Below are 24,174 nucleotides of genomic sequence, written 5' to 3'. Positions count from 1 at the left end.
CGCCGGACAGCCTACCTAACTCGCCTGTTTGACGCGCATGTACCATTCCACCAGCCGGCGAACCTGCCGTTCGGTATATTCCCGCGCGACCATGCGCGAGACGAACTCACTGTGTTTCTTTTCAGTCTCGCTATCCTTCTTCGATCCGAAGGAGATGACCGGCAGCAAATCCTCGACCTGCGAAAACATCCGCTTTTCGATCACTTCCCGGATTTTTTCATAACTGGTCCAGGATGGGTTCTTACCACCATTGTGGGCGCGCGATCTGAGGCAGAACTTGACGATCTCGTTGCGGAAATCCTTGGGATTGGCGATGCCCGCGGGTTTTTCGATCTTCGTCAACTCCTGGTTCAGAAGTTCGCGGTCGAGCAATTGTCCTGTATCGGGGTCCTTGAAATCGACGTCCTCGATCCAGGCATCCGCGTAATCGACGTAACGGTCGAACAGATTCTGACCGTAATCGGAGTAGGATTCCAGATAGGCCTTCTGGATCTCGTTGCCGATGAATTCCGCATAACGCGGCGCCAGTTCTGCCTTGATGAACTCCATATAGCGCTTTTCCGTCTCCTCGGAAAACTGCTCGCGGCGGATAGCCTGTTCCAGAACATACATCAGATGAACGGGGTCGGCGCCGATATCCGTTGTGTCGTGGTTGAAGGTCGACGCAAGGACTTTAAAGGCGAAACGTGTCGATATTCCGTCCATGCCCTCATCGACGCCTGCGGCATCGTGATATTCCTGTACGCTTCTGGCGCGCGGATCGGTTTCCTTCAGGCTTTCGCCGTCATAGGCGCGCATCTTTGAAAAGAGATTGGAATTCTCGTGCTTGCGAAGCCGTGACAGGACGGAGAAGCGGGCCAGCATCTCCAGCGTCGCTGGCGCGCAGGCTGCATCTGCAAGCTCCGAGCCTTCGATCAACTTCTCGTAGATTTTCTGCTCCTCCATGACCCGGAGGCAATAGGGAACCTTGATGACGCAGATGCGGTCGATAAAGGCTTCATTGTTCTTGTTGGCCTTGAAAGTCTGCCATTCCGCTTCGTTCGAATGGGCAAGGATGATACCCGAGAACGGGATCGCACCGATATTCTCGGTGCCCATGTAGTTGCTTTCCTGCGTCGCCGTCAGCAACGGGTGCAGCATCTTGATCGGCGCCTTGAACATCTCGACGAATTCCAGAATGCCCTGATTGGCGCGATTGAGACCGCCGGAATAGCTGTAGGCGTCTGGATCGTTCTGCGAATAGTGCTCGAGCTTGCGGATATCGACCTTGCCGACCAGCGATGAGACGTCCTGGTTGTTCTCGTCACCCGGTTCGGTCTTGGCGATCGCGATCTGGCGAAGCCTGGACGGCTGGATTTTCACGACGCGGAAACGAGAGATATCGCCGTCGAACTCGTCGAGGCGCTTCAGGCACCATGGGCTCATCAGGCCACTGAGGCGACGGGTAGGGATACCGTATTCTTCGAGCAGCAACGGCCCCATGGCCAAGGGATCGAAGAGATTGAGGGGGCTTTCGAAGACCGGGCTCAAGTCGTCGCCGGCCTTCAGCACATAAATGGGATTGACCTCCATGAGTTGCTTCAGGCGCTCCGCAAGCGAAGACTTGCCACCGCCGACGGGACCGAGCAGGTAGAGGATCTGCTTACGCTCTTCCAGGCCTTGGGCTGCATGCCGGAAGAAGGACACGATCCGCTCGATCGTCTCCTCCATACCGAAAAAACCCGCAAAGGCCGGATAGGTTCGGATCGTCCTGTTCATAAAGACCCGCCCGAGCCGCGAATCCTTGGCTGTATCGATGATCTCAGGTTCGCCGATTGCCGCCAGCAGCCGCTCGGTGGCGTTGGCGTAAGCCATCGGATCCTTCTTGCATATGGACAAATAGTCCGCGATAGACATATCCGTCTCGCGGCGAGACTCGTAGTTACGGGTGAACGCATCAAATAGGGAGTTGTTCAGCATAGGCCCTCCTATAAAGGTCTGCCTCAGCGATTTTCGCCTTCGCTAAGTAAGATGGTGCGCCAATGTTTTGAAAGATCAAGGTCCTCCTAGACGGAAATAAGACATCGCTGGCATTCCAGCATCGCTACACAAAAAATTGCGCGTAACCTGCCGATTTGATCCTCGAAAGTTGACCGCCTCTATAGATTTGCGGCAGCACCGGGAGTATTATTCGCGCGCGGTATGAAAGAGAACGCCGCGCACCTTCACGCCATGATGTGAATATGTGTTGGTGCCCCTTAAAGGGCTGCCTGATTCGATGGAGCGAGGATTTCTCGCCGTCCGAATGTGAAATATGCCTTCAAGAACCGCCCGTGAGAAAAGCAAGGCCTGATCGAAAACAGGCCAGCGGCGCAACCCATGCGGTCAAGGCTGAGGGTCCTTCTCACATTGCTATTTGCGCAGCGACCTGTTCTGCCTGAGCCCTGATATCGGGAACGGCGGTAATCTCCCAGAATTGACCGGCTGTCAGCGCGCCGACCGCATAAAGGTTCGATTGCGTCACGCCTTCTGAATTCAGCACGCGCGAATCCCGGTTTACCGAGATTCCGAGCCCAAGCGAATCCGCAACGACAAAGCCCTGCCGGCGCATTTCCTGCAGAAGCGGTGAATGCGCCAACCCCGCCCGTTCCATCCCCGTGCAATTGACGATCCAATCGACTGTGAGAGCGATCGTCTCACGGCGTCCTCTTTTGCGGTATTCGATGCCGATCCCGTCGCCGGCGTCCTTGAGCGTTTTGAGATAGCCGGCGTGGAAATTGACGACGCCCTGCTGCCGCAGTTGCTCGAACCGGTCGCAGATGTCAGGCGCCACGCGATGGCGATGGATGTTCCACCATGGCAGCGCATGCCGCAGGAAACGCGACCGCTGCGCTGGAGCGAGGTTCTGCCAGATCGCCTGGGTCTTGGGCCGCAGCCCATCCATGACGCTTCGCCAGTCGGCCCCCGATCTTACCCGCCGCCTGATATCGTGCAGGATCTGGCTGAGTGTCGTCCCGTTTGCATCGATCTCGATGGCCGCAGGTGATTTCGGATCGCGGGCATGTCCGTGCGGCGCGAGCCCGCGACGGGAGAGAACATCGATGCGGCCGCGGTGCCCATGCGACCGAAGCCCAAGAACCTGATCGATCATGGTAAGGCCCGAGCCCAGGATACAGACCCGATCCTGCGGGCCGACATGTGTCAGCCAGGAAAGGCGCCAGGGATTTTCGATCACATGCGAACGCGTGGCGCTCCCAAGAACTCCGGTATCGACCGGCAATTTCGCATTTCCCAACCCAAGACAGAGGACGACGTGGCGGCCGGCGATTTCGCCGCCATGCTCCAGCAGAAAGCCGAGGGCGCCCGGATAGCGCTCGACGCAACCGGTGGCCTTGGCCTTGATGAAATCGACGCGGCGCCGGTCGTCGCGAGGCCGCAGCAGATCTGCGAGCGTATCCCTGACATAGAGCCCATAATCGCTCCGTGACGCGAAATCGGCATCCCGCGACGGACGGTTCTTGCGGCTCAGCCATTCCACGAAATCGGCCGGCCTGTCCGTGAAGAGGCTCATGCGCGCCGCTGGGACATTCAGCCGGTGGAGATGCATTTCAGTGCGATAGGCCGTGCCTCTGCCAAAACCCGGATCATCGCCGATGACGGCGATCGACGCCGTCTGCGGAAGTTTCCGGACAAGATTGCAGACGACTGCGATCGCAGAAAAGCCGGAGCCGACGACAACAACATCATAAATCAAGCGCTCGTTCCATGAATCACCGGGTGAGGCATCGATGGAACTAGCGCGGCTTGACGACTTGTCACGGTCCCGGACTCTCAACCAAGGTGTTTATACCGGGATCCGTTTCGGCACCGCCGGTAACCGATGTGTCAGCTCTCCGCCTTTGAAGAGCTGAACGCGGCACGCTCGATGCCATAACGCTGCAGCTTGTCATAGAAGGTCTTGCGCGGAATGCCGAGTGTTTCGATCGTTCGGCGCACGTCGCCGCCGTTCCGGGTCAGCGTCTCCCGGATGATATCGGCCTCATAGCGGTCAATTCTCGCCGGCAAAGGGAGCGAGGCCTCTTTGTTCGCCATCCCGTCTTGCTGCGTTTCCGCCGGCGCCGCTTCGAGACCGAGCACGAAGCGCTCGGCGAAGTGGGAGAGCTCGCGTACATTTCCTGGCCAGTCATGGTCTTTCAGATGGCGATGCAGTTCGGGCGCAACAGGCGGAACCGGGCGTTTGAAGCGGTTGGCAGCCCGTTCGGTAAAGTGGGCGAAGAGAAGCGGGATATCGTCGCGCCGATCGCGCAGTGGCGGGATGCTGATCGTCACGACATTGAGCCGGTAATAGAGGTCCTCGCGGAAATCGCCGCGCTCACGCGGATCGCCGAGATCGATCTTGGCAGCGGCCACGACACGCAGGTCGACGGGGCGCACCTCGTTGGTACCGAGCGGCATGACTTCCCGCATTTCCAAGACGCGCAGCATCTGCACCTGCGCGGAAGGCGGCATGCTTTCGATTTCATCGAGGAAGAGTGTCCCACCGCTCGAATGTTCGATGCGGCCGATGCGCTTCTTCTGCGCGCCGGTGAAAGCGCCGGCCTCATGGCCAAAGAGTTCGCTCTCGATCACGGTTTCCGGCAGGGCGCCGCAATTCAGCGCCACAAAGTTTCCCTTTGAGCGACGGCTCCAGCGATGCAGCAGGCTTGCCACCACTTCCTTGCCGCTGCCGGTCTCGCCGGTCACCAGCACATCGACATCCGTGTCGGCGATCTGCCGGAGCGTTCGCCGCAGGCGCTCCATGGCCGGCGTCTGGCCGATCAGCGGCAGGTCGCCTTGTGCCTGCTCGGCCGCCTCGCGCAGCGACCGGTTGTCGAGCACGAGCCGGCGCTTTTCGGCGGCACGATGCACGCTTTGCACCAGCCTGTCGGCCGCGAAAGGCTTGGTGATGAAGTCATAGGCCCCATCCTGGATCGCCTTGACGGCCATCGGGATGTCACCGTGCCCTGTGATCAGGATCACGGGAAGGTCTTCATCGAGCCGGCGGATCCGATCGAAGAGCTGCAATCCGTCGACATGCGGCATGCGGATATCGGAAACGACCACACCCGAGAACTCCGCGGTCAGATCCTTCAGCGCTTCCGTAGCGGCGGAAAAGGTCGAAACAGAAAAGCCGGCAAGCTCCAGCGTCTGTTTCGTCGCCTTCAGGAGATCCTTGTCGTCATCGAYCAGSAAGACCGGGATTGCTTCACTCATGCCTGTGCCTTCTGCAGATAAACGGTAAAGCGGGTGCCGCTTTCGTTGCTTTCGACCTCGATACGGCCGCCATAATCGGCAACGATATCCTTAGAAATGACGAGCCCAAGGCCCAGGCCTTTTTCTTTCGAGGTGTTAAAAGGCGAAAAAAGCGAGCCAAGGATGTTCTCCGATATGCCGGGGCCGTTATCTGCCACAGTCACCGCCACCTCGCTGTCCGTCTCCTCGCAGAAGATCTCAACCTTCGCGGCCTCCCTGCCCTCCAGCGCTTCCAGCGCATTCTGGAAGAGGTTGATCAGTACCTGCTCCAGCCGGATGCGGTTGCCGCTCACCTTCAGATCGGCTGCAGGTAGCCTGATATCGAGCGCATCTAATCGGCCGGCAAAACGGCTGCGCAGCAGTACGACCGCGCCTTCGATGACGGCGCGCAGTTCGATCGGCTCCGCCGCAGTGCGGCCCTTGCGGGCAAAGGCCTTCAACTCCTCGGTGATGGTGCCGATGCGCTCCGTCAGGCTGGCAATCGCATCGAGATTGCCGTCGGCCGATTCCGGCTGATGGCGTTTGAGGAAGGTGCGAGCATTGTCGGCATAGGCGCGGATGGTCGCGACCGGCTGGTTGATCTCATGCGCCACGCCGGCGGCGACCTGCCCCAAGATCGCCAGGCGGTTCGCCTGCACCAGTTCCTGCTGCACCACCTGCAGCCGCGCCTCGGTCGCGCGGTGGTCCGATATCTCCTCCTGCAGACGGTCACGGGCGCGGCTCAGGTCCTGTGTGCGCTCCAGCACCCGGCGCTCCAGCTCCTCGCGGGCGGCGCGCTCGGTCGCGATACGCATGACGACGATCTGGCGGCGGCGCAGCAGGAAGGTCATGATCGCCAGCACCGGAATGAGGGCGGCCAATGTCAGCAGCCGCCATTCGCGCACCGAAGAGGCGATCGGCGCTTCGGTCGGCACAAGATATTCGAGTTGCCAGGTTGTCGATGGCACCTCCGTGCGCAATCGCAGGAACTCGCCCTCCCCGGCGCCCGGCATGATGGCATGGACGATTGCGGCTCCAGGCCCCAGCGCCTGCCGTTCGTCGATCGGCAAGGGCAGCAATGGCGCCTCGCCGAATTGCAAACTGCTCCTGATCGCCGCAAGGCTTTCTTGCGGCAGAGGTTTCGCCGTCATAAAGCGCCAGGACGGCAGGCTGGTGATGAGCACGACACCGTGCTCGTCGACAACATAGGCGGGCCGGACAGCATCGCGCCAGTCGGATTCCAGCTGATCGAACTCCATCTTGACGACGACGACACCAAGCGGAGCCGCGGCATCCCCGACCCGCCGGGAAATATAGAGGCCCGGCCGGTTGCTGACATTACCAAGCGCGAAATGCTCCGCCGTGCCCGTTTCCATCGCACGGCGGAAATAATCGCGGAAGGAATAGTCGTTGCCGACAAAACTCAGGGGCTCCCGCCAATTGCTGGAAGCGATCGCGATGCCGTTCTTGCCGGTTACATAGAGAACCGAGGCGCGGGTGCCGGCGACAAGGCTCTGGAGCTTGCGGTCAAGCCCCATGACGGCTTCTCCCTGCCCCGAGGCCAAAGCGTCCCGCACCTGCTGGTCATCGGCAAGGAGCAGCGGCAGAGCCCGTGGCCCCTCGAGCACGGCACGCAGCAGCGCCACCTTGAGATTGGCGTCGGTCTGCCCCTGATCCTCCAGCGCTGCAATTGCCTGCAGGCGGCCGTAGATGCCGGCGCCGTAAAGGGCCGTTCCGATGAGGACGGCGGCGAGCGCCGCAAAGATCAGCCAGACGGATCGGGAGCGCCGGCCAAGCTGTTCAGGCGTCAGTAAAGGTTCATTTGCTGTCCTCTGGAGCATGGCCGCATTGTGCATCTTTTCGCACGGCCAGCAAATCACTTTGTGCGAAAAATCGCACTATCGTTTCTGGGTCAGCCCGACGCATTCAATAATATCAATGAATTAGGCAATTGGAAGTAACTGGCACGCGCGTTGCAAACAAGTCCTCATCAGTCGGGAGGCTGTTTGACCATCATGACTTGGCCGTCGCCCTATTGGCGTCCGGCATAGTGGAGGACACCATGGATATTGCAATGAACGCCGCTACAGAGCGCGGCAAAACTCCCTTTTACCGGCACCTCTACGTGCAGGTTCTCGCCGCCATCGCCGCCGGCATTCTGCTCGGCCACTTCTACCCTGCTCTCGGCGCTTCGCTGCAGCCGCTCGGAGACGCTTTCATCAAGCTCGTGCGCATGGTGATCGCACCCGTCATCTTTCTGACTGTCACGACCGGCATAGCCGGCATGGCCGATCTCAAGAAGTTCGGCCGCGTGGTCGGCAAGGCGCTCGGCTACTTCCTCGTCTTTTCGACGCTGGCGCTCGTCGTTGGCCTCGTTGTTTCCAACGTGCTGCAGCCAGGCGCCGGCATGCATATCGATCCGGCGACGCTCGATACGAAGGCGGTCAACAACTATGCCGCCCAGGCCCATGATGCGACGATCGTCGGCTTTCTGATGAACATCATCCCGGACACGATCGTCGGCGCCTTCGCCAAGGGCGACATCCTGCAGGTGCTATTCTTCTCAGTCGTCTTCGGCATTGCGCTCGGCTCCGTCGGGGAGCGTGGCAAGCCCGTGCTGGATTTCTTCCAGGTTCTGACCGCTCCGGTCTTCCGCCTCGTCGCAATCTTGATGAAATTCGCCCCGATCGGCGCCTTCGGCGCCATGGCCTTCACCATCGGCAAATATGGTATCGGCGCGATCGCCAACCTCGCCTTCCTGATCGGCACCTTCTATCTGACGTCGCTGCTCTTCGTGTTGGTCGTGCTCGGTGCAGTTGCCCGCTACAACGGCTTCTCCATCCTGGCGCTGCTCCGCTATATCAAGGAAGAACTGCTGCTGGTGCTCGGGACTTCGTCCTCGGAAGCCGCCCTGCCCGGCCTGATGAACAAGATGGAACGGGCCGGCTGCAAGCGCTCGGTCGTCGGCCTCGTCATTCCGACCGGCTATTCGTTCAATCTCGACGGCACCAACATCTATATGACGCTGGCTGCACTCTTCATCGCCCAGGCTACTGATACGCATCTGAGCTTCGGCGACCAGATCCTGCTGCTTCTGGTGGCGATGTTGAGCTCCAAGGGTGCTGCGGGCATTACCGGCGCCGGCTTCATCACGCTTGCCGCCACACTCTCAGTCGTCCCCTCGGTTCCGATCGCCGGCATGGCGCTCATCCTCGGCATCGACCGCTTCATGTCGGAATGCCGGGCATTGACGAACCTTGTCGGCAATGCCGTCGCGACTATCGTCGTCGCCCGTTGGGAAAACGAACTCGACCAGACCCGCTTTGCCGCCGCAATGGCCGGCGATTTGCGCGAAGACAGCGACGTGCTTGTTCCAGTGGCGCAGCCCGCCGAGTAAACAACCGACAAAACAAACCCGCCGCCAGTCATACATTGGCGGCGGATTTCATTTGATGTCGACGAGCCGGCACACGTCCGGATCGTCAGCGATCTCTCAGATTTAAAGCGCCAGACCCGTGCCGCGGTCGAAAATATGGACCTGATCGCTGGCGATATTGGCCTCGAAACGGGCGCCGTAGCGGGCGGCATAGTCTCCATCCACCACCGCCGTGACCGGCTGACCGGCCAGATCGAAGACGACGTGCGTCTGGGCGCCGGTCGGCTCGACAAGAAGGGTCTGGCCGGCGAGCGCATTTCCATCCCTGCCGCCCGGCGTCAGATGTTCGGGACGCAGGCCGACTGTCACCACCTGGCCCGGACGGACCTTACGGTCCGGCGCAATGCGGATCGCGGTTCCATCTGAAAGACGGGCTGCAGGCACGCCACCCTCGCCTTCGACAATACCTTCGATGAGGTTCATCGCCGGAGAGCCGATAAAGGCTGCGACGAAGAGATTGGCCGGTTTTTTGTAAAGTTCGAGCGGCGTGCCCTCCTGCTCGATATTGCCCTGGTTCAGGACGACGATGCGGTCGGCGAGCGTCATGGCCTCGATCTGGTCATGCGTAACGTAGATGGACGTCGTCTTGACCTTCTGATGCAACGCCTTGATTTCCGAGCGCATCTGCACACGCAGCTTGGCATCGAGGTTCGATAGCGGCTCGTCGAACAGGAAGACGGCCGGGTTGCGCACGATGGCGCGACCCATGGCGACGCGCTGGCGCTGGCCGCCCGAAAGCTGCGCCGGCTTACGCTCCATGAGCTTCGTCAGATCCAGCATACGCGCGGCCTCAGCCACGCGCTGCTCGATCTGCGGCTTGGGAAGACCTGATAGTTTCAGATTGAAACCCATGTTCTCTGCGACGGTCATATGCGGATAGAGCGCATAGGACTGGAAGACCATGGCGATGTTGCGCTCGCGGGGTGTCAGTTCGTTGACGACGGCGTTGTCGATGATGACCTCACCGCCGCTGATTTCCTCGAGACCAGCGATCATGCGCAGGAGCGTGGACTTGCCGCAGCCGGACGGGCCGACGAGGGCAACGAACTGCCCATCCTCGATCGACAGCGAGATATTATGGATCACATCGAGCGATCCATAGGCCTTGCGAATATTCTTGAGTTCGACAGACGCCATGTGCGTGTCTCCGATGCGGGCTCAGGACTTCACCGCACCGGCGGTCAGGCCGGCGATGATGTGCTTCTGGGCGAGGAAAAAGACGATGATGGTCGGCAGGATGGTCAGCGTGATGAAGGCGAGGATGAGGTGCCAGTCAGTGGCAAACTCCCCTCTGTAGACCATGATGCCGAGCGGCCAGGGATAGAGGCTCTCCGAATTGAGCATGATCAGCGGCACGATATAGCTGTTCCAGCTTCCGACAAAGGAAATGATGCCGACGGTCGCGACGATCGGGCGCGAGAGCGGCAGCGAGATATGCCAGAAGAAGCGCATATAACCGCAGCCATCGACGAAAGCCGCATCGAAGAGCTCGGACGGCAGGTTCCTGAAATAGTTGCGGAACAGCATGATGCTCATGCCGAGCCCGAAGGCCACCTGCGGCAGCACCACACCCCAATATGTATTGAGAAGGCCGAGATCGCGGATGCGGATGTAGAGCGGCAGGATGGCAGTTGCAGCCGGAAACATCAGCCCGATCAGGAAATAGTTCACCAGATAGGTCGAGCCGAAGAAGCGGATATGGGCAAAACAGAAGGCCGCCATGGCACCGAGCGTCAGCGTCAGGAAGACGGTGAGCAGCGCGATCAGCAATGAATTGCCCATCTGCAGCCAGTAGCGATGGCTGACGATGATGTCGATATAGTTGCTCCACTGCCATTCCGTCGGCAGACCGAAGGGATTGCCCCGAAGGTCGGAAAGTGTCTTGAAGCCGCCGAGCGCGGTGCTGATGAGCGGGATGACGACGAGGCCGGCGACGATCAGCAGCGAGACGTACATGTAGATCTGCGTACCGGTGCGGACCTTGCGGCCGGCGCTATTTGCCGATGCGGCATCGATAGGTGGTGCGGTTGAGATATCAGTCATTGCGCATGAATATCCGCTTGTAGCTGAAGGCGAGCGTGACGCAGATCAGGAACAGCACGACGCCGACGGCGCTGCCGAAACCGACCTGCATGCGGGTCACCCCGAAATTATAAAGGAAGGTCACCATCGTTTGCGTCGAGTTCGACGGACCGCCGCCAGTCAGCGGCATGATCATGTCGAAGAGCTGCAGAGAGCCGACGACGCCGAAGAAGACGGACAGGCGAACGGTGGAGCCGAGAAGCGGCAACGTGACGTGCCGGAATTTCTGCCAACCGGTCGCGCCATCGATATCGGCCGCCTCCAGCACGCTCTTGTCGATCGCCTGAAGGCCGGCAATGAAGAGCATCATGTGAAAGCCGAAATACTTCCAGACGATGACGCCGAGAATGGCATACATGGCGACGTCGCGATCGGCGAGCCAGAAGGGTGGCTCAACGCCGATCATATGCGAAATGCCGGCGACCAGGCCGAAATCGCCGTCATAGACGAAGCGCCAGATCATGCCGGCGGCAACGTCGGCCAGAACATAGGGCAGGAAGAAGATGAGGCGAAAGAACAGCGCGCCCTTGATCTTGGTGGAGACCATTGTCGCGAGCCATAGCGCCAGCGGGATCTGCACACAGAGCGAGATGAGGACGATCAGGCCGTTATTGATGAGCGCCTGGGTAAAGGCACCGTTGCGGAAAATGAGCTGGTAATTGCGGAAGCCGATCCATTGCGTCGGGTCGCCGTAGCCATTCCAGTTATAGAAGGAATACCATGCGGCTTCGCCCATCGGTACGATGACGAGCAGCGTGAAAAGCATCAATGCCGGCGGCAGGAAAAGGATCAGCACCGGCCATTTGCTGTGGGCCAGCGAACGCTTGTGCCGGCGCGGGGCCACTTTGGCGCTCGTCCCTGCCACATTTGCTGACATGAAAGTATCACTCATCGGTCTCTAGGACTCCTCGGGCGAATTCGCGACTGCGCCGCGAGTGAGAAGGAGCCGGCGCTCGGTTCGAGCGCCGGCGGATTTTTTACTTCGCTTCGAGCGAGTAGGCGTCCTGGATCTGCTGGGCAGCGTCGGCCGGCGAAGTCGAGCCAGAGACGATCTCCATCGTCATGTCGTTGACGACACCACCGACATTCGGGCCGAGATCCTGATCGAGGAAGTTCTGGTGCCAAGTTTCCTGATCGAGAGCGACCGCGCTGTCCTTCAGAAGCACGTTCTTAACGCCATCGGCTGCGCCCTTGGCGACGGGGATGATACCGGTCTTCTGAGCCAACAGCTTCTGATTTTCCGGATTGCCGAGGAACTTCAGGAACTCTTCGGTTTCCGGAGGCGCATTCTTGGTGACGACCCAACCGTTCAGACGACCGAGGTAATCGGTCGCGAGACCCGGAGCGCCTTCGACGACCGGGAACGGGAAGCGGCCGATATTGTCGTCCGGCTGACCCTTTCCGCTGGTTGAGCTCGCACGCGAGGTGTCGTTGGTGTTTTCAAAGCCGAGCAGCATGGCCGCGCGTCCGTCGCCGAAAGCAGCAAGCGCATCGTTCCAGGTGGCGCCAAGATAGCCGTTCTGGAAGGGTTCGAGCTTGCCGAGTTCGGCGAGATGCTCGCCGGCCTTCACGAAGGCTTCACCGGCAAAACCATCACCCTCGCCAGCCTTGGCCTTTTCGAAGCCATCATGGCCGGCTTCGCGCATGGCGAGATAGCCCCAATAGAAATGGATCGGCCACTTATCACCGCCACCGCCGGCGATCGGCACGATGCCTGCGGCCTTCAGCGTCTTCACGGCGCTGAGGAAATCGCCCCAGGTCTTGATCTTGCTGGCATCGACATTGGCCTTCTTGAACAATTCCTTGTTGTAGAAGAAGGAGACGAGGCCAGTCTTGTAGGGCGCTGCCCAGACCTTGCCGTCGAAGGTCATGCCGTCGATCGTGGCAGCACTGGTGCCGTTGCGCCATGCGCCGCCATCGGCGTCAAGGGCGGCATCGATCGGCCGCAGCATACCGGTCTCGGCTTGCGCCTTCAGCACGCCGCCACCCCAGGTGTAGAAGAAGCTCGGGGCTTCGTTCGACTGCAGGAGCGTCGGAAGCTTGGCCTTGAAGGCCTGGTTTTCGAGGAACTGCAGCTCGACCTTGACGCCGGGGTGGCTCGCTTCGAAGTCCTTGGCGAGCTTGTTCCACACCTCGAGGGTGCCCGGAACCTGCTCCAGGTGGAGCCAGCGGATGGTCGTATCGGCGGCAGCCGTTACCGTTGATGCACAGTAACCGGCAACCGCGATTGCGATCGCCGACAGCATGTTGATGCGATGAGTTTTGGTAGTCAGCACTTGGCACTCCTCCCGAGGCGCTTTATTTCTGTATCCGGATTAAATAATCGCAACCTTTGCCTTTCTGTCAATACCCTGCCTGAAAAAGCGGCAGAAGATGCGCAAAATGATGCCATTATGGAAATTCCTGTTGCGCGATTGTGAAAATCAGATCTACAACAAGGCGAATTTAATTTGCCTCTCGAATAAAATCGCGAGGCCTATGACAGTTTAGGTGCGCACGAGACGATGAAGACTGCCGATCCTGAATTGATGCGTGCCATCAACCGCTTGAACGTGCTGGATACGATCCGGCGCCACGGCCCGATCTCCCGCATCCAGATCAGCGAACGCACCGAATTGTCCACGACGACAGTTTCGGCCATTACCGCTTCGCTTCTCGACGACGGGCTCATTTTGCCCATTCACGAGGGTGATATCCGCAACGAGGCAGTGCGTGGCAGGCCGCGCGTCATGCTGGAGGTCAATCCGGATGCCGCCCGCGTAGTTGGCGCCAAGATTGCCGCCAGCCGCATGATCTTCGTGGTTACCAATTTCCGCGGCGACGTGCTCTCCAAGCTCGCCCTGCCGATCCGCATCGATCGGCAGCCGATTGCCGTGATTGCCGACCTCATCGAGGATGGCGTGCGGCGCTGCGTCGTCGATATCGGCCTCTCGCTCGATGATATCGACAGCATCTGCCTGGCACTCCCTGGCGTCATCGAGCACCGTACCGGCCATATCCGTTCAAGCCCCATCTTCCGCGAAGTCAACATTGATTTTGCTGCGGAAATGTCGGCCCGCCTGTCGACGCCGACCATCATCGAGAGCGACGCACATGCCATCACGCTTGGCCATCATTGGTTCGGCAAGGCCCGCGATCTCGAAGACATGGTGCTGATCTCGCTGGAGCAGACACTCGGTCTCGGCGTGCTGCACGACAACCAGCTTTTCCGCGGCGCTGGCGGCCTCAGCCACAATCTCGGCGATCTTGTCCTCGGCATGGGTCAGCAGGGCGTGGTGCGTCTTTCCAGCCAGGCCGGTGAAAGCGCCATTCTCGGCGAACAACAGGCCGATGGCCGCTTTGCCGAAGCGGTACGCCTCGGCCGAGGCATGACCCATGTTCAGGCGCTGATCCAGGCCGATGACGACCGTCTGATCGGCGCGGCCATGCGCGCCGGCGAGGCGGTGGGGCTGACCATTGCCAATATCGTCACCCTGTTTGCGCCACCGCGCGTTATTCTCGTCGGCTCCTCGCTTGCGCTGGGTGAGCCCTTCCTCAACAGTCTGCGGGATGCCTATGCGCTGGCTATCCCGCCGTCCCTGCAAGGCGTCAGCGAACTCGTTTTCGATGATTCGACCGACGACTTCTGGGCGCAGGGTGCTGCCGCTGTTGCGCTTTATGAACTCTACGAATCGCCCTGGAGCACTACAGGACCGGCGCTCTGACGCGCAAAAATCAGTATTTATGGAGGATATGATGGAAAAAGTCGGTATCGGCATCATTGGATGCGGCAATATTTCGGGCGCCTATCTGAAGGCGATGACATCGGCATTCCCGATCCTCGAGATCCGCGGACTGGCCGACCTCAATCGCGAACTTGCAGAGGCAAAAGCCAACGAATTCAATCTTCAGGCCAGGTCTGTCGAAGAGCTTCTGGCCGATCCGAAGGTCGAAATCATCGTCAACCTGACCATTCCGAAGGCCCACGTTGCAGTCGGTCTGCAGGCACTGGAGGCCGGCAAGCATACCTATTCGGAAAAGCCGCTGGGGATTAATTTCGCGGAAGGGAAAAAATTGGCGGATGCCGCCAAGGCCAAGGGTCTGCGCATCGGCGCTGCCCCTGACACCTTCCTTGGCGGCGGTCACCAGACCGCCCGCGCCCTGATCGACGAGGGCGTCATCGGCATTCCAGTCGGCGGCACCGCGACCTTCATGTGCCCGGGCCATGAGCGCTGGCATCCCAATCCGGCCTTCTATTATGAAGTCGGCGGCGGCCCGATGCTCGACATGGGTCCCTATTACATCACCGACCTCGTCAATCTGCTGGGGCCGGTTGCCAAGGTCGCCGGTTTTGCGGTCACGCCGCGCGATGAGCGCATCATCACCAGCGAGCCGCGCAATGGCGAGCGCATTTCTGTTCATATCCCGACGCATGTGGCCGGCGTGATGGCTTTCGCCAATGGCGCTGTCGTGCAGATCGGCATGAGCTTCGATGTGGCAGGCCACAAGCATGTGCCGCTCGAAGTCTACGGCACCGAAGGCACGCTGATCGTGCCGGATCCGAACCGTTTTGCCGGCCCGGTCGAATATCTGAAGAAGGGCGGCCAGTTCGAGGACCAGCCCGTGACGCTGCCCTATGCCGACGGCAATTATCGCTCCCTCGGTGTGGCCGATCTCGCCCACGCGATCCGCTCGAACCGGCCGCATCGCGCAAATGGCGATCTGGCGCTGCATGTGCTCGAGGTGATGGAAGCCTTCCAGAAGGCATCTGACACCGGCAGCACGGTAACGCTCACCACGACAACGGAGCGCCCTGCTCCGCTTTCTCAATCCCTCGTCGACGGACTGCTCGGCAAGTAACATTCAGGAGGAATACACGATGCGTGAAGCACTGATCGTCTGGGGCGGCTGGGCCGGCCACGAACCGGAACAATGCGCCGCAATCATCAAGGACATACTCGAGGAAGACGGCTTCAAGGTCTATGTGGAGCACAGCACGGAGGCCTTCGCCGATCCGTCGATCCACGATCTGAGCCTGATCGTTCCCGTCATCACCATGTCGAAGATCGAGAAGGAAGAGGTCAAGAACCTCGCTGCCGCGATCGAAAGCGGCGTCGGCATTGCCGGCTATCACGGCGGCGCCGGCGACAGCTTCCGCGAATCGACCGATTACCAGTTCATCATCGGCGGCCAATGGGTTGCCCATCCCGGTAATATCATAAACTACACCGTCAACATCACCCGGCCGGACGACCCGCTGATGGAGGGGATCACCGATTTCCCCTATAATTCCGAACAATATTACATGCATGTCGATCCCTCGAACGAGGTGCTGGCGACGACGACTTTCACCGGCGAACATGCTTACTGGATCGACGGCGTGACGATGCCGGTTGTCTGGAAGCGGAAATATGGCAAGGGTCGCGTCTTCTATTCCTCACTCGGCCATGTCGCCAAGGAATTCGACGTGCCGCAGATGAAGACGATCTTCCGCCGCGGCGCCAATTGGGCAGCGCGCTGATCGGTTCGACGTTGGGGCTGCCGGTGTCTCGCCGGCAGCCCCACATGAAAAGTGCATATTTGGGCACGACACGGGTGCCAAATCCGTCGATATGCGTTACTGCTGTGGAAAGAACGAACCAGACAGCAAGACAATGAGCGATAACGTTATCAAGTTTCGCAAGCCGAAGCCCCCGCCGAAAGCCCCCAATCCCATGCTCCGCAAGCTCGTGATCATCGCCGCGGTGATCATCGTGTTTGCATTGGCCTGGGTCTATGTCCAGGTCACCGGCGTCCAGCCGCAATAATCCAGCGAGGGATCGTCCGATGAGCGTTCGCCCGCCGCAATCCTTCAGGCAGTCTTTTTCGGCCGAAGGCGGGGTGAATGTACTCGAATACGAGCTCATGTCGGAGCGCGCCAGTTCACTCGGACGCAACGGTCTCAAAGTCGAATCGGCTCTCTCAGCCCTGAAGGCCTGGAATCCCGATCGCGATAGTGCCGAGCAGCGCGAAACGCTGATCAACGAGGCGTCCGATGCCGTTTGGGCGCTCTTCGTCCAGCGCGAGATCTGCGGGCTGCGCAACAGCAGGGATATTGTCCAGCGTTACGCCATTCCCGGCGAAGTGCTGGCGCGGGTCGGCGTCGTCAGGAAATAGCGGCGGTCAGGCTCTGTGTCGCAGGCGCCGGATGCGAGAGAACGAATGCGCGCGCCTCTTTTTCCAGCCATTCGCAAAAGAGCGTGGATTTGCGGTTTCGCCTCGCCCGGCGCAAGGCCACGTATTCATGGCCGCTTTCCAGAAATCCATGCGGCGCCACCAACCGGCCGAAGCGAACATCATCCGTCACATAGGGCCAGGGCACGACGCAGACGCCAAGCCCGGCGTTGGCAGCCTCCAGCATGAAATAGAAATGCTCATATTCGACACGGCCACCGGCTTCGACGGTGATGCCCGAGCGAGCAAGCCAGTCACCCCAGGCGCGTAGACGGCTGCGGGTATGAAGGCGAGCGGCACCTGTGAAGCGTTCGCCGACAATTTCCGCCAATGCCGGCGAAAGCACGGGACCGGTCTGTTCGGGAAAGAGCGGGATGACATCCGCACCGGCTGGCCAGGGTGCTGTTCCAACGCGGATAGCGACATCGAAGCTGTCGCGCGCAAAATCCACCGGACGTGAAGAGGCGGTCAGGCGCACATCGATATCGGGATATTCCGCCTGAAACCGGTAGAGCCTTGGGATCAGCCAGCGCATGGTGAAGGTTCCGGGGCAGGATACATCGAGCGCACCATCCTCGGTATCGGCCACCGCGCGGACGGACGTGTCGATCTGGTCGAAGGCGGCATTCAGACCTGACAGAAGCGTCGTGCCGGCCTCGGTCAGACGCAGCCGGTTCTTCGGGCCTTCAAAGAGAGGAACGCCGAGCACATTTTCGAGATGCTGGATCTGGCGGCTGACGGCGCTATGGGTGACGTTCAGTTCGTCCGCGGCGAGCGTCATGCGCCCGAGACGGCCGGCGGCTTCGAAAGCGCGGAGCGCATTGAGCGATGGAATACGGCGAGCCATGTGCATTTTCCGAACAACATTTGTTCGATCATATCGATTTTCACACTGCATTCCATGGTGTTTCTTGCGGCTCGCGAATTGGCGAATGCCTTTTCAGGAACAACAAACGCCGGAGAGCTCAGCGCTCCGACAACAGCGGCGCTTTGCCTTTTGAAGCAGTTATGGAGACCGATCGTGAACAGCAGACACAGGGACGGAAGTGCGGGCGACGCCAATTACGGCGTGATCGGTACAAATTACACCAGGTACCGCCGGCCCGATCCGCATATCGCCGAATTCATCCGCGCCGCACTTGGCAACGCCGAGACCGTTCTGAATGTCGGCGCAGGTGCAGGCTCCTACGAGCCGGTCGACCGGAAGGTGACACCAGTAGAACCTTCTGCATCCATGCGCGCCCAACGTCCGGACCATCTGCCCGAGGCAATCGATGCAACGGCCGAAAAACTTCCCTTCGCAGATCAATCATTCGACGCGAGCATGGCGACCTTCACTGTGCATCAATGGTCGGACCTCAAAGCTGGTGTTTCAGAAATGCGTCGTGTTTCGCGCGGTCCCGTGCTGATCTTGAGCTGCGATCCCAATGAACTGGAACACTCATGGCTGTTCGACTATGCGCCGGAGATGATCGCCGTCGAGGCAAGCCGCTATCCGGCCCYGCAGACCGTCGCCGATCATCTCGGCGGCACAATTGAGATATTGCCCGTGCCAATCCCGCTTGCCTGCATCGATGGCTTCGGCGAGGCCTACTACGGTCGGCCGGAGCTTATGCTCGATCCCGGCGCCCGGCTTGCAAATTCGGCCTGGAGCTTCGTCGATCCATCGATCGGCGAGCGCTTCGTGACCGAACTCGGCCGCGATCTCAAGGATGGCACGTGGGATGCGCGTTACGGGCATCTGCGCACGCAACCCTTCTTCGAAGGTTCACTGCGCCTGATCGTCGCCCTGCCCTGACAGCCTTAGCTGAAGAAGCGATTCTCCGGTCGCGGCAGGCCAAGGTGTTCGCGCAGCGTCGTGCCTTCGTATTCCCTACGGAATAGGCCACGGCGCTGCAGTTCAGGCACCAGGCGCGTGGTCACGTCGTCAAGCCCCTGCGGCAGGTAGGGGAAGACGACGTTGAAACCGTCAGAGCCCTCTTCGTCCAGCCAACGTTCCATCTCGCCGGCAATGCTTGCAGGCGTGCCAACGAAGGCAAGACCGGAATAGCCGCCGTAACGCTGTGCAAGCTGCCGGACGGTGAGGTTTTCCTCCTGCGCCAGCTTGATGACCTGACCGCGGCCCGTCTTACTGGCATTGGTATCGGGAATATCCTTGGGCAGCGGCGCATCCGGGTCGAAGCCCGAGGCATCATGGCCAAGCGCGATCGACAGCGAGGCGATGGCGCTGTCATAGTGAACGAGACTGTCGAGGGCGAGGCGCTTGGCGCGCGCCTCCTCGATGCTGTCGCCGATGACAACAAAGGCGGCCGGCAGCAGTTTCAGGTGATCGCGGTTGCGGCCGATCGCCTCCATCCGGCCCTTGATGTCGGCATAGAGAGCCTTGCCGCCTTCGAGATCACGCGGCGAACAGAAGACCACTTCGGCGGTTTCCGCGGCCAACTGGCGGCCGGGATCCGACTGGCCGGCCTGCACGATAACGGGCCAGCCCTGAACCGGTCGGGCAATATTCAACGGCCCACGCACGCTCAGTTCCTCGCCCTTGTGGTTGAGCACATGCATTTTTTCGGGATCAAAATAAATACCGCTCTCGCGGTCGCGACTGAAGGCGTCGTCGGCGAAGCTGTCCCAGAGGCCGGTGACGACATCGTAGAACTCGCGCGCCCGCTTGTAGCGCTCGCCATGTTCCACATGCTCGTCAAGGCCGAAATTGAGCGCAGCATCGGGATTGGAGGTCGTGACGATATTCCACGCGGCGCGGCCATTGCTGATGTGATCGAGCGAAGCGAAACGGCGGGCTACATGGTAGGGCTCGTCGAAGGTCGTCGATGCCGTTGCAGCGAGCCCAATCCTCTCGGTGACGGAGGCAAGCGCCGACAGCAGCGTGAAGGGCTCGAAGGAAGTCACGGTGTGACTGCGCTTCAGCGCTTCGACCGGCATGTTGAGCACCGCCAGGTGATCGGCCATAAAGAAGGCATCAAATTTCGCGGCCTCGAGCTTCTGCGCGAAGGCTTTGATATGGGAGAAATTGAAATTGGCATCCGGATAGGAGCCGGGATAGCGCCATGCGCCGGTGTGCAGGCTAACGGGACGCATGAAGGCGCCGAGGCGCAACTGCCGTGAACGGGTCATGTTTTTCCTCATGGATCGGGCGAAGCGACCGCCTGCCCTCTGCTGAACGGTGATGCCGGAACGACGCATCCGTTTGGGTTACGTAGGCGTTGGCGCACAGCAATTCGAGATCAGCATTGGCATTTTCTGGCGGCGATTTCACCGGCAACCCGGTCAATTGCCGGATGAGATGGATAGGGGCAGACGTTAGCCGTGCCGACGCGCCTCACAGAAGCAAGCACTTTTCATTTTCTATCACATCTATAGAATTTATAATCTTACCTGTCGCTCCGATTTCTTTCACCCATATCACGGTCAGAACTGGAGAAATCAATGACGACCGTGCTCAGGCAGCAAGACCAGATCCGGCCCGTGGCCGCCCGCATAGCCAGCGACGAGGAGGCACTTGAGACGGCCCGCAGGCTCGGCGCTCAATTTGCCGCCACGGCCGCCGCACGAGACGCAGAGCGCCGGTTGCCTTTCGCCGAACTCGATGCGCTGGCGCAATCCGGCCTGCTGGCGATTGCCGTTCCAGCGCAATATGGTGGGCTCGATGTTTCGAATGCCGTGCTTGCCGAAGTGACCGCGATCCTGGCGGAAGCTGATGGCTCGATCGGCCAGATCCCGCAGAACCATTTCTACATTCTAGAAGCCCTGCGCACCGATGGCAGCGAGGAGCAGAAGCGGTATTTCTTCGGCCGGGCGCTTGCCGGCGATCGTTTCGGCAATGCGCTTTCGGAGCGCGGCACGAAGACGGTCGGCCACTACAATACGCGCATCGTCAGGGACGGACCCGGCTACCGCATCAACGGCCAGAAATATTACTCGACCGGCGTACTGTTTGCCGACTGGATCACGGTCTTCGCGCTTGATGAGGAAGACCGGCTTGTCATGGCCTTCGTGCCGAAAGGGACCGAGGGTGTTGAGATCCTCGACGACTGGGACGGCTTTGGCCAGCGCACGACCGGCAGTGGCACCACGATCCTCAAGAATGTCTATGTCCATGCCGATTCCGTCGTCCTGCATCACAAGGGTTTCGAGCGGCCGGCGACGATCGGCTCGGTCGGCCAGATCGTCCATGCCGGCATCGATCTCGGCATCGCGCGGGCCGCTTTTGCGGAAACGTTGGAATTCGTGCGTACCAAGTCACGCCCCTGGATGGATAGCGGCGTGGAGCGCGCCGCCGAGGATCCGCTGACGATCTCGAAGGTCGGGCAGATCGCCATCCGGCTGGAAGCTGCTGCAGCACTCCTCGAACGCGCCGGCCGCAAGGTCGATGCCGCGCAGATCGAGACGACGGAAAAGACCGTCGTCGACGCCACGCTTGCCGTGGCTGCCGCCAAGGTGCTGACGACCGAGATCGCCATTGAGGCCACCAACACGCTCTTCGAGCTTGCCGGAACCTCTGCGGTCAAGAGCGACCTCAATCTCGACCGGCACTGGCGCAACGCACGCACCCATACGCTGCACGATCCCGTGCGCTGGAAGTACCATGTCGTCGGCAATTACCACCTGAACGGCGCGATTCCGCCGAAGAACGGCGCGCTCTGAACCCTCTCCTCAACTAAAACCCCACTTCCGTCACCGGAAATGGGGTTCTTTTTTGCTTATGTTCCTGAGTTCAGCTGTAAAGGCTCACTTCAGGGATTTTGTCGTTCAGCACGAATTCGCCGACTTCCTTGGCCTTGTAGAAGACCGGATCGTGCAGCGTGTGAGTGCGCACATTGCGCCAGAAACGGTCGAAGCGATATTTCTCCGCCGTGGAGCGCGCGCCGGTCAGCTCGAAGACACGAGAGGTGGTATCAAGCGAGACATGGGTTGCATGCACCTTGGCGGCATAGGCTTCTGCCGCCGCCTCGCCACGCTCGCGGGCGGTGACACTGTGGCCCTTTGCGAGACCTGCCTGAACGGCGGCGGCGGCCGTATCGGCCAGGGCAGCAGAGGCTTTCAGCGCGGCGGTGAACTCACCGACCCGCTCCAGGATATAGGGGTCGTCTGCAGCGCGCTCGACGCCCGAGGTGATCCACGGGCGCGTCGTCGTGCGCACATAATCGACGGCAGCCTGGAGCGCGCCTTCTGCGCTGCCAAGATAGAAGTTGACGAAGACGAGCTGGATGAGCGGCGTATTGAAGGTGGAAAGCACCGGCGGGGCGGCATCAGGAGCAGCCGGGGGACCGACGAAGTCTTCCTCATAAACAGGAAAATCGTGGAACTCGACACTGCCGCTGTCGGAGAGCCGCTGGCCGAAATTGTCCCAGTCGTCATTTGCCTGATAACCGGGCCGGTTGGTCGGCACGGCGAAACCGACGATCTTGTCGTCGAGCGTGGCGTTGGCATTGATATAGTCAGATACATGGGCGGCGGTGGAAAACGACTTGCGCCCGTTCAGCACATAGCCATTGCCACGACGGGTCAGCACAAGACCCGGATCACGCGGATTGACGGCAGCGCCCCAATAGAGGTTTTTCGCCACGGTTTCGGCACCCACCGCATGAGCACGTGCTTCTTCTAGCGCCCAGTAGACATACTGGCTGTTGACGAAGTGATAGCCTAGCAGCTGGCCGATCGAGCTTTCGCCGCGCGCAAGGATACGCACCAGCCGCAAGCCATCCACCCAATCAAGGCCACCGCCGCCGATCTTCTGATCATGCAGGGCGTTCAGCAGGCCGGCATTCTTCAGCTTGACGATCTCCGCAAGAGGCGGGCGACCGTCGCGGTCGAGCTCGGCGGCGCGTCTGGAGAGATCGGCCGAGATATCTTCGGCGCGGGCAAAGAGGTCCTCTCGCGTTGTGCTGCGATTGGTCGCGAAGACGACATTGGACTGGCTCATGGGTCGAAACTCCGATTTCCTGAAAAAAATGGGCCGGCGGGGGCCGCACAACCCCCGCCGGAAGATCGAGGCAGGCAGCCTAGAAAAGCTTGTCCGGGATCCAGCTAGCGGTTGCCGCGTCGCTTGTGCTGAAGGCCGGGATCTTCTGCGCCAGGTCCTCGATCGTCTTGACGCCGGCTGCGCGCAGGCTTTCCTGCGTGAGCAGCGTCGGCTTGACTGTGATCTGATGGGGGACGTCCTGTCCGGCGATCTGCAGAGCCGCGGCGCGGACGGAGACGGCGCCAACGACAGCCGGGTTGGTGGCGACGGTCGCAACCCAGGGGCTGCCCTCTTCGATGATCTCCTGAATGTCAGCAGTCGAAACGTCGGCCGAATAGATCTTCAGCTTGCTTGCAATACCAAGGTCGTTGGCGGCAAGCTTTACGCCACGGGCAAACTCGTCATAGGGCGCAAAGACGACGCCGATATCGGGATTGGCGGTCAGCGCGGCCTTGGCCTGATCGGCGGTAGAGGTCGCGGTGGTGTCGCTCACGTTACCGAACCGGGCCTTTTCAACAACGCCGGAATTCTCCGACTTGAACTTATCCCAGACCTCGTTGCGGCGGTCGAGCGGCGCGAAACCGGCGACATAGACATAACCGGCATTGAAGCTCTTGCCGTTGTCCTTCACCACCTGTTCGAGCGCGAGTTGAGCGAGTTCGTGGTCGCTCTGCTCCACCTGCGGCACCTTGGGATTGTTGAGGTTGACGTCGAAGGCGACGACCTTGATGCCCTTGTCCAGCGCCTGCTGGACGACATCGCCGAGCGATTCCGGCAGGCCGTGATCGACGACGATCCCGGCCACGCCAAGATTGATCGCCTGAAGGATCTGCTCACGCTGCTCGGCGGCATCCTGCCGGCCGGGGAAGACGCGCAGGTCGATATCGAGCGCCTTGGCCTGGGATTCCGCACCGGCCTGATAAGCCTGGAAGAAGTCACCCGCCGAGATGTAGCTGATCAGTGCCACCTTGACGCCGCCCTTATCAAAGGGCGCCGGTGCGCCGTTAAGGCCAGCGGCAAAGGAGGTCTGATAGAGAGAAAAAGAAATTGCGGCTGCAGAGAGCGCCAGCCGTGCGAAGGATTTCATCGTCGCGATCCTCTAGTCAATCGGGTGCGTCGTCTGACAGGTTGGCAGCTCCCTGCGACGCATGAAATTATTAGATATAAACTCTATGTTTTTAGTAGATTTAATGATCTGATTTTTGCGGATTCAGGAGATTCTTTGTTCCCATCG

Annotated in this window: 20 protein-coding genes; 8 read left to right on the top strand and 12 right to left on the bottom strand. The window is 60.3% G+C overall.

The features are described from left to right. Positions 1-15: 15 nt before the first annotated feature. The 4 genes from AC1DTN_RS25035 to AC1DTN_RS25020 all read right to left on the bottom strand — a co-directional run bounded on the left by AC1DTN_RS25035 (position 16) and on the right by AC1DTN_RS25020 (position 7,091). Positions 16-1,959, bottom strand: a complete 1,944-nt coding sequence (locus AC1DTN_RS25035; RefSeq protein ID WP_439018149.1) for a PrkA family serine protein kinase — start codon at positions 1,957-1,959, stop codon at positions 16-18. A gap of 424 nt (positions 1,960-2,383) precedes the next feature. Then, positions 2,384-3,733, bottom strand: a complete 1,350-nt coding sequence (locus AC1DTN_RS25030; protein ID WP_439018150.1) for an FAD/NAD(P)-binding protein — start codon at positions 3,731-3,733, stop codon at positions 2,384-2,386. Positions 3,734-3,864: 131 nt separating this feature from the next. After that, a complete protein-coding gene (locus tag AC1DTN_RS25025; RefSeq protein WP_477923044.1) occupies positions 3,865-5,232 on the bottom strand; it encodes a sigma-54-dependent transcriptional regulator in 1,368 nt (455 codons plus the stop codon). Beyond that, positions 5,229-7,091, bottom strand: coding sequence for a sensor histidine kinase (locus tag AC1DTN_RS25020; protein WP_439018152.1), 1,863 nt, complete (start codon positions 7,089-7,091; stop codon positions 5,229-5,231). Before AC1DTN_RS25020 ends, AC1DTN_RS25025 begins: the two co-directional genes overlap by 4 nt. A gap of 221 nt (positions 7,092-7,312) precedes the next feature. Between AC1DTN_RS25020 and AC1DTN_RS25015 the strand changes: the two genes are divergently transcribed. Beyond that, complete coding sequence (locus AC1DTN_RS25015; RefSeq protein ID WP_439018153.1) at positions 7,313-8,647, top strand: dicarboxylate/amino acid:cation symporter; 1,335 nt, start codon at positions 7,313-7,315, stop codon at positions 8,645-8,647. A 102-nt stretch (positions 8,648-8,749) separates the two neighbouring features. Here the strand turns inward: AC1DTN_RS25015 and AC1DTN_RS25010 are convergent, their stop codons facing one another. The 4 genes from AC1DTN_RS25010 to AC1DTN_RS24995 all read right to left on the bottom strand — a co-directional run bounded on the left by AC1DTN_RS25010 (position 8,750) and on the right by AC1DTN_RS24995 (position 13,014). After that, complete coding sequence (locus AC1DTN_RS25010; RefSeq protein WP_439018154.1) at positions 8,750-9,823, bottom strand: ABC transporter ATP-binding protein; 1,074 nt, start codon at positions 9,821-9,823, stop codon at positions 8,750-8,752. Between the two features lie 21 nt (positions 9,824-9,844). After that, positions 9,845-10,642 (bottom strand): carbohydrate ABC transporter permease, encoded by a 798-nt coding sequence (locus AC1DTN_RS25005; protein WP_112572501.1) that lies wholly within the window; start codon positions 10,640-10,642, stop codon positions 9,845-9,847. Positions 10,643-10,721: 79 nt separating this feature from the next. Then, positions 10,722-11,645, bottom strand: coding sequence for a carbohydrate ABC transporter permease (locus AC1DTN_RS25000; protein ID WP_439018888.1), 924 nt, complete (start codon positions 11,643-11,645; stop codon positions 10,722-10,724). Positions 11,646-11,745: 100 nt separating this feature from the next. Beyond that, the gene (locus tag AC1DTN_RS24995; protein WP_439018889.1) at positions 11,746-13,014 is read right to left on the bottom strand and encodes an extracellular solute-binding protein; all 1,269 of its coding nucleotides are present in this window, start codon (positions 13,012-13,014) and stop codon (positions 11,746-11,748) included. A gap of 258 nt (positions 13,015-13,272) precedes the next feature. Here AC1DTN_RS24995 and AC1DTN_RS24990 point away from each other — a divergent pair, with 258 nt between their 5' ends. From AC1DTN_RS24990 to AC1DTN_RS24970, 5 genes are all read left to right on the top strand, one after another. Continuing rightward, positions 13,273-14,472, top strand: a complete 1,200-nt coding sequence (locus tag AC1DTN_RS24990) for an ROK family protein (protein ID WP_113322991.1) — start codon at positions 13,273-13,275, stop codon at positions 14,470-14,472. A gap of 31 nt (positions 14,473-14,503) precedes the next feature. Continuing rightward, entirely contained in the window at positions 14,504-15,607 is a 1,104-nt protein-coding gene (locus AC1DTN_RS24985) for a Gfo/Idh/MocA family protein (protein WP_442207375.1), read from the top strand. A gap of 19 nt (positions 15,608-15,626) precedes the next feature. Then, positions 15,627-16,268, top strand: a complete 642-nt coding sequence (locus AC1DTN_RS24980) for a ThuA domain-containing protein (protein WP_113322992.1) — start codon at positions 15,627-15,629, stop codon at positions 16,266-16,268. A 133-nt stretch (positions 16,269-16,401) separates the two neighbouring features. Further along, a complete protein-coding gene (locus tag AC1DTN_RS24975) occupies positions 16,402-16,554 on the top strand; it encodes a hypothetical protein (RefSeq protein WP_310381983.1) in 153 nt (50 codons plus the stop codon). Positions 16,555-16,573: 19 nt separating this feature from the next. Further along, entirely contained in the window at positions 16,574-16,903 is a 330-nt protein-coding gene (locus AC1DTN_RS24970) for a DUF6665 family protein (protein ID WP_442207356.1), read from the top strand. Here AC1DTN_RS24970 and AC1DTN_RS24965 read toward each other — a convergent pair. Then, on the bottom strand, positions 16,893-17,807 hold the full coding sequence (locus tag AC1DTN_RS24965; RefSeq protein WP_113322994.1) for a LysR family transcriptional regulator: 915 nt from the start codon (positions 17,805-17,807) through the stop codon (positions 16,893-16,895). The genes AC1DTN_RS24970 and AC1DTN_RS24965 overlap by 11 nt on opposite strands. A gap of 174 nt (positions 17,808-17,981) precedes the next feature. Here AC1DTN_RS24965 and AC1DTN_RS24960 point away from each other — a divergent pair, with 174 nt between their 5' ends. After that, positions 17,982-18,758 carry a class I SAM-dependent methyltransferase gene (locus AC1DTN_RS24960; protein ID WP_477923039.1) on the top strand — a complete coding sequence of 259 codons (777 nt, stop codon included), beginning with the start codon at positions 17,982-17,984 and terminating at the stop codon, positions 18,756-18,758. A gap of 5 nt (positions 18,759-18,763) precedes the next feature. Here AC1DTN_RS24960 and AC1DTN_RS24955 read toward each other — a convergent pair whose 3' ends face one another. Beyond that, positions 18,764-20,092, bottom strand: a complete 1,329-nt coding sequence (locus AC1DTN_RS24955) for an LLM class flavin-dependent oxidoreductase (protein ID WP_442207354.1) — start codon at positions 20,090-20,092, stop codon at positions 18,764-18,766. A 312-nt stretch (positions 20,093-20,404) separates the two neighbouring features. On the opposite strand from AC1DTN_RS24955, the gene AC1DTN_RS24950 reads away from it, so the two are divergent. Further along, entirely contained in the window at positions 20,405-21,622 is a 1,218-nt protein-coding gene (locus tag AC1DTN_RS24950; protein ID WP_442207353.1) for an SfnB family sulfur acquisition oxidoreductase, read from the top strand. Between the two features lie 70 nt (positions 21,623-21,692). Here AC1DTN_RS24950 and AC1DTN_RS24945 read toward each other — a convergent pair whose 3' ends face one another. Both AC1DTN_RS24945 and AC1DTN_RS24940 read right to left on the bottom strand, forming a co-directional pair. Continuing rightward, entirely contained in the window at positions 21,693-22,901 is a 1,209-nt protein-coding gene (locus AC1DTN_RS24945) for an acyl-CoA dehydrogenase family protein (protein WP_442207352.1), read from the bottom strand. 79 nt (positions 22,902-22,980) lie between these two features. Then, entirely contained in the window at positions 22,981-24,027 is a 1,047-nt protein-coding gene (locus AC1DTN_RS24940; RefSeq protein ID WP_442207351.1) for a substrate-binding domain-containing protein, read from the bottom strand. Between the last annotated feature and the right edge of the window lie 147 nt (positions 24,028-24,174).

Source organism: Rhizobium sp. 01T444, from assembly GCF_056398305.1.
This window is presented reverse-complemented; position numbering and strand designations above follow the sequence as displayed.

What these genes read in the sequence shown, in the direction of transcription:
- AC1DTN_RS25005 (WP_112572501.1), bottom strand. Translation starts at nt 10,642, where the DNA reads ATGTACGTCTCGCTGCTGATCGTCGCCGGCCTCGTCGTCATCCCGCTC.
- AC1DTN_RS25020 (WP_439018152.1), bottom strand. Translation starts at nt 7,091, where the DNA reads ATGCTCCAGAGGACAGCAAATGAACCTTTACTGACGCCTGAACAGCTT.
- AC1DTN_RS24990 (WP_113322991.1), top strand. Translation starts at nt 13,273, where the DNA reads ATGAAGACTGCCGATCCTGAATTGATGCGTGCCATCAACCGCTTGAAC.
- AC1DTN_RS25010 (WP_439018154.1), bottom strand. Translation starts at nt 9,823, where the DNA reads ATGGCGTCTGTCGAACTCAAGAATATTCGCAAGGCCTATGGATCGCTC.
- AC1DTN_RS25015 (WP_439018153.1), top strand. Translation starts at nt 7,313, where the DNA reads ATGGATATTGCAATGAACGCCGCTACAGAGCGCGGCAAAACTCCCTTT.
- AC1DTN_RS24970 (WP_442207356.1), top strand. Translation starts at nt 16,574, where the DNA reads ATGAGCGTTCGCCCGCCGCAATCCTTCAGGCAGTCTTTTTCGGCCGAA.
- AC1DTN_RS25000 (WP_439018888.1), bottom strand. Translation starts at nt 11,645, where the DNA reads ATGTCAGCAAATGTGGCAGGGACGAGCGCCAAAGTGGCCCCGCGCCGG.
- AC1DTN_RS24980 (WP_113322992.1), top strand. Translation starts at nt 15,627, where the DNA reads ATGCGTGAAGCACTGATCGTCTGGGGCGGCTGGGCCGGCCACGAACCG.
- AC1DTN_RS24955 (WP_442207354.1), bottom strand. Translation starts at nt 20,092, where the DNA reads ATGACCCGTTCACGGCAGTTGCGCCTCGGCGCCTTCATGCGTCCCGTT.
- AC1DTN_RS24975 (WP_310381983.1), top strand. Translation starts at nt 16,402, where the DNA reads ATGAGCGATAACGTTATCAAGTTTCGCAAGCCGAAGCCCCCGCCGAAA.
- AC1DTN_RS24985 (WP_442207375.1), top strand. Translation starts at nt 14,504, where the DNA reads ATGGAAAAAGTCGGTATCGGCATCATTGGATGCGGCAATATTTCGGGC.
- AC1DTN_RS24940 (WP_442207351.1), bottom strand. Translation starts at nt 24,027, where the DNA reads ATGAAATCCTTCGCACGGCTGGCGCTCTCTGCAGCCGCAATTTCTTTT.
- AC1DTN_RS24945 (WP_442207352.1), bottom strand. Translation starts at nt 22,901, where the DNA reads ATGAGCCAGTCCAATGTCGTCTTCGCGACCAATCGCAGCACAACGCGA.
- AC1DTN_RS24995 (WP_439018889.1), bottom strand. Translation starts at nt 13,014, where the DNA reads ATGCTGTCGGCGATCGCAATCGCGGTTGCCGGTTACTGTGCATCAACG.
- AC1DTN_RS25035 (WP_439018149.1), bottom strand. Translation starts at nt 1,959, where the DNA reads ATGCTGAACAACTCCCTATTTGATGCGTTCACCCGTAACTACGAGTCT.
- AC1DTN_RS24965 (WP_113322994.1), bottom strand. Translation starts at nt 17,807, where the DNA reads ATGGCTCGCCGTATTCCATCGCTCAATGCGCTCCGCGCTTTCGAAGCC.
- AC1DTN_RS24950 (WP_442207353.1), top strand. Translation starts at nt 20,405, where the DNA reads ATGACGACCGTGCTCAGGCAGCAAGACCAGATCCGGCCCGTGGCCGCC.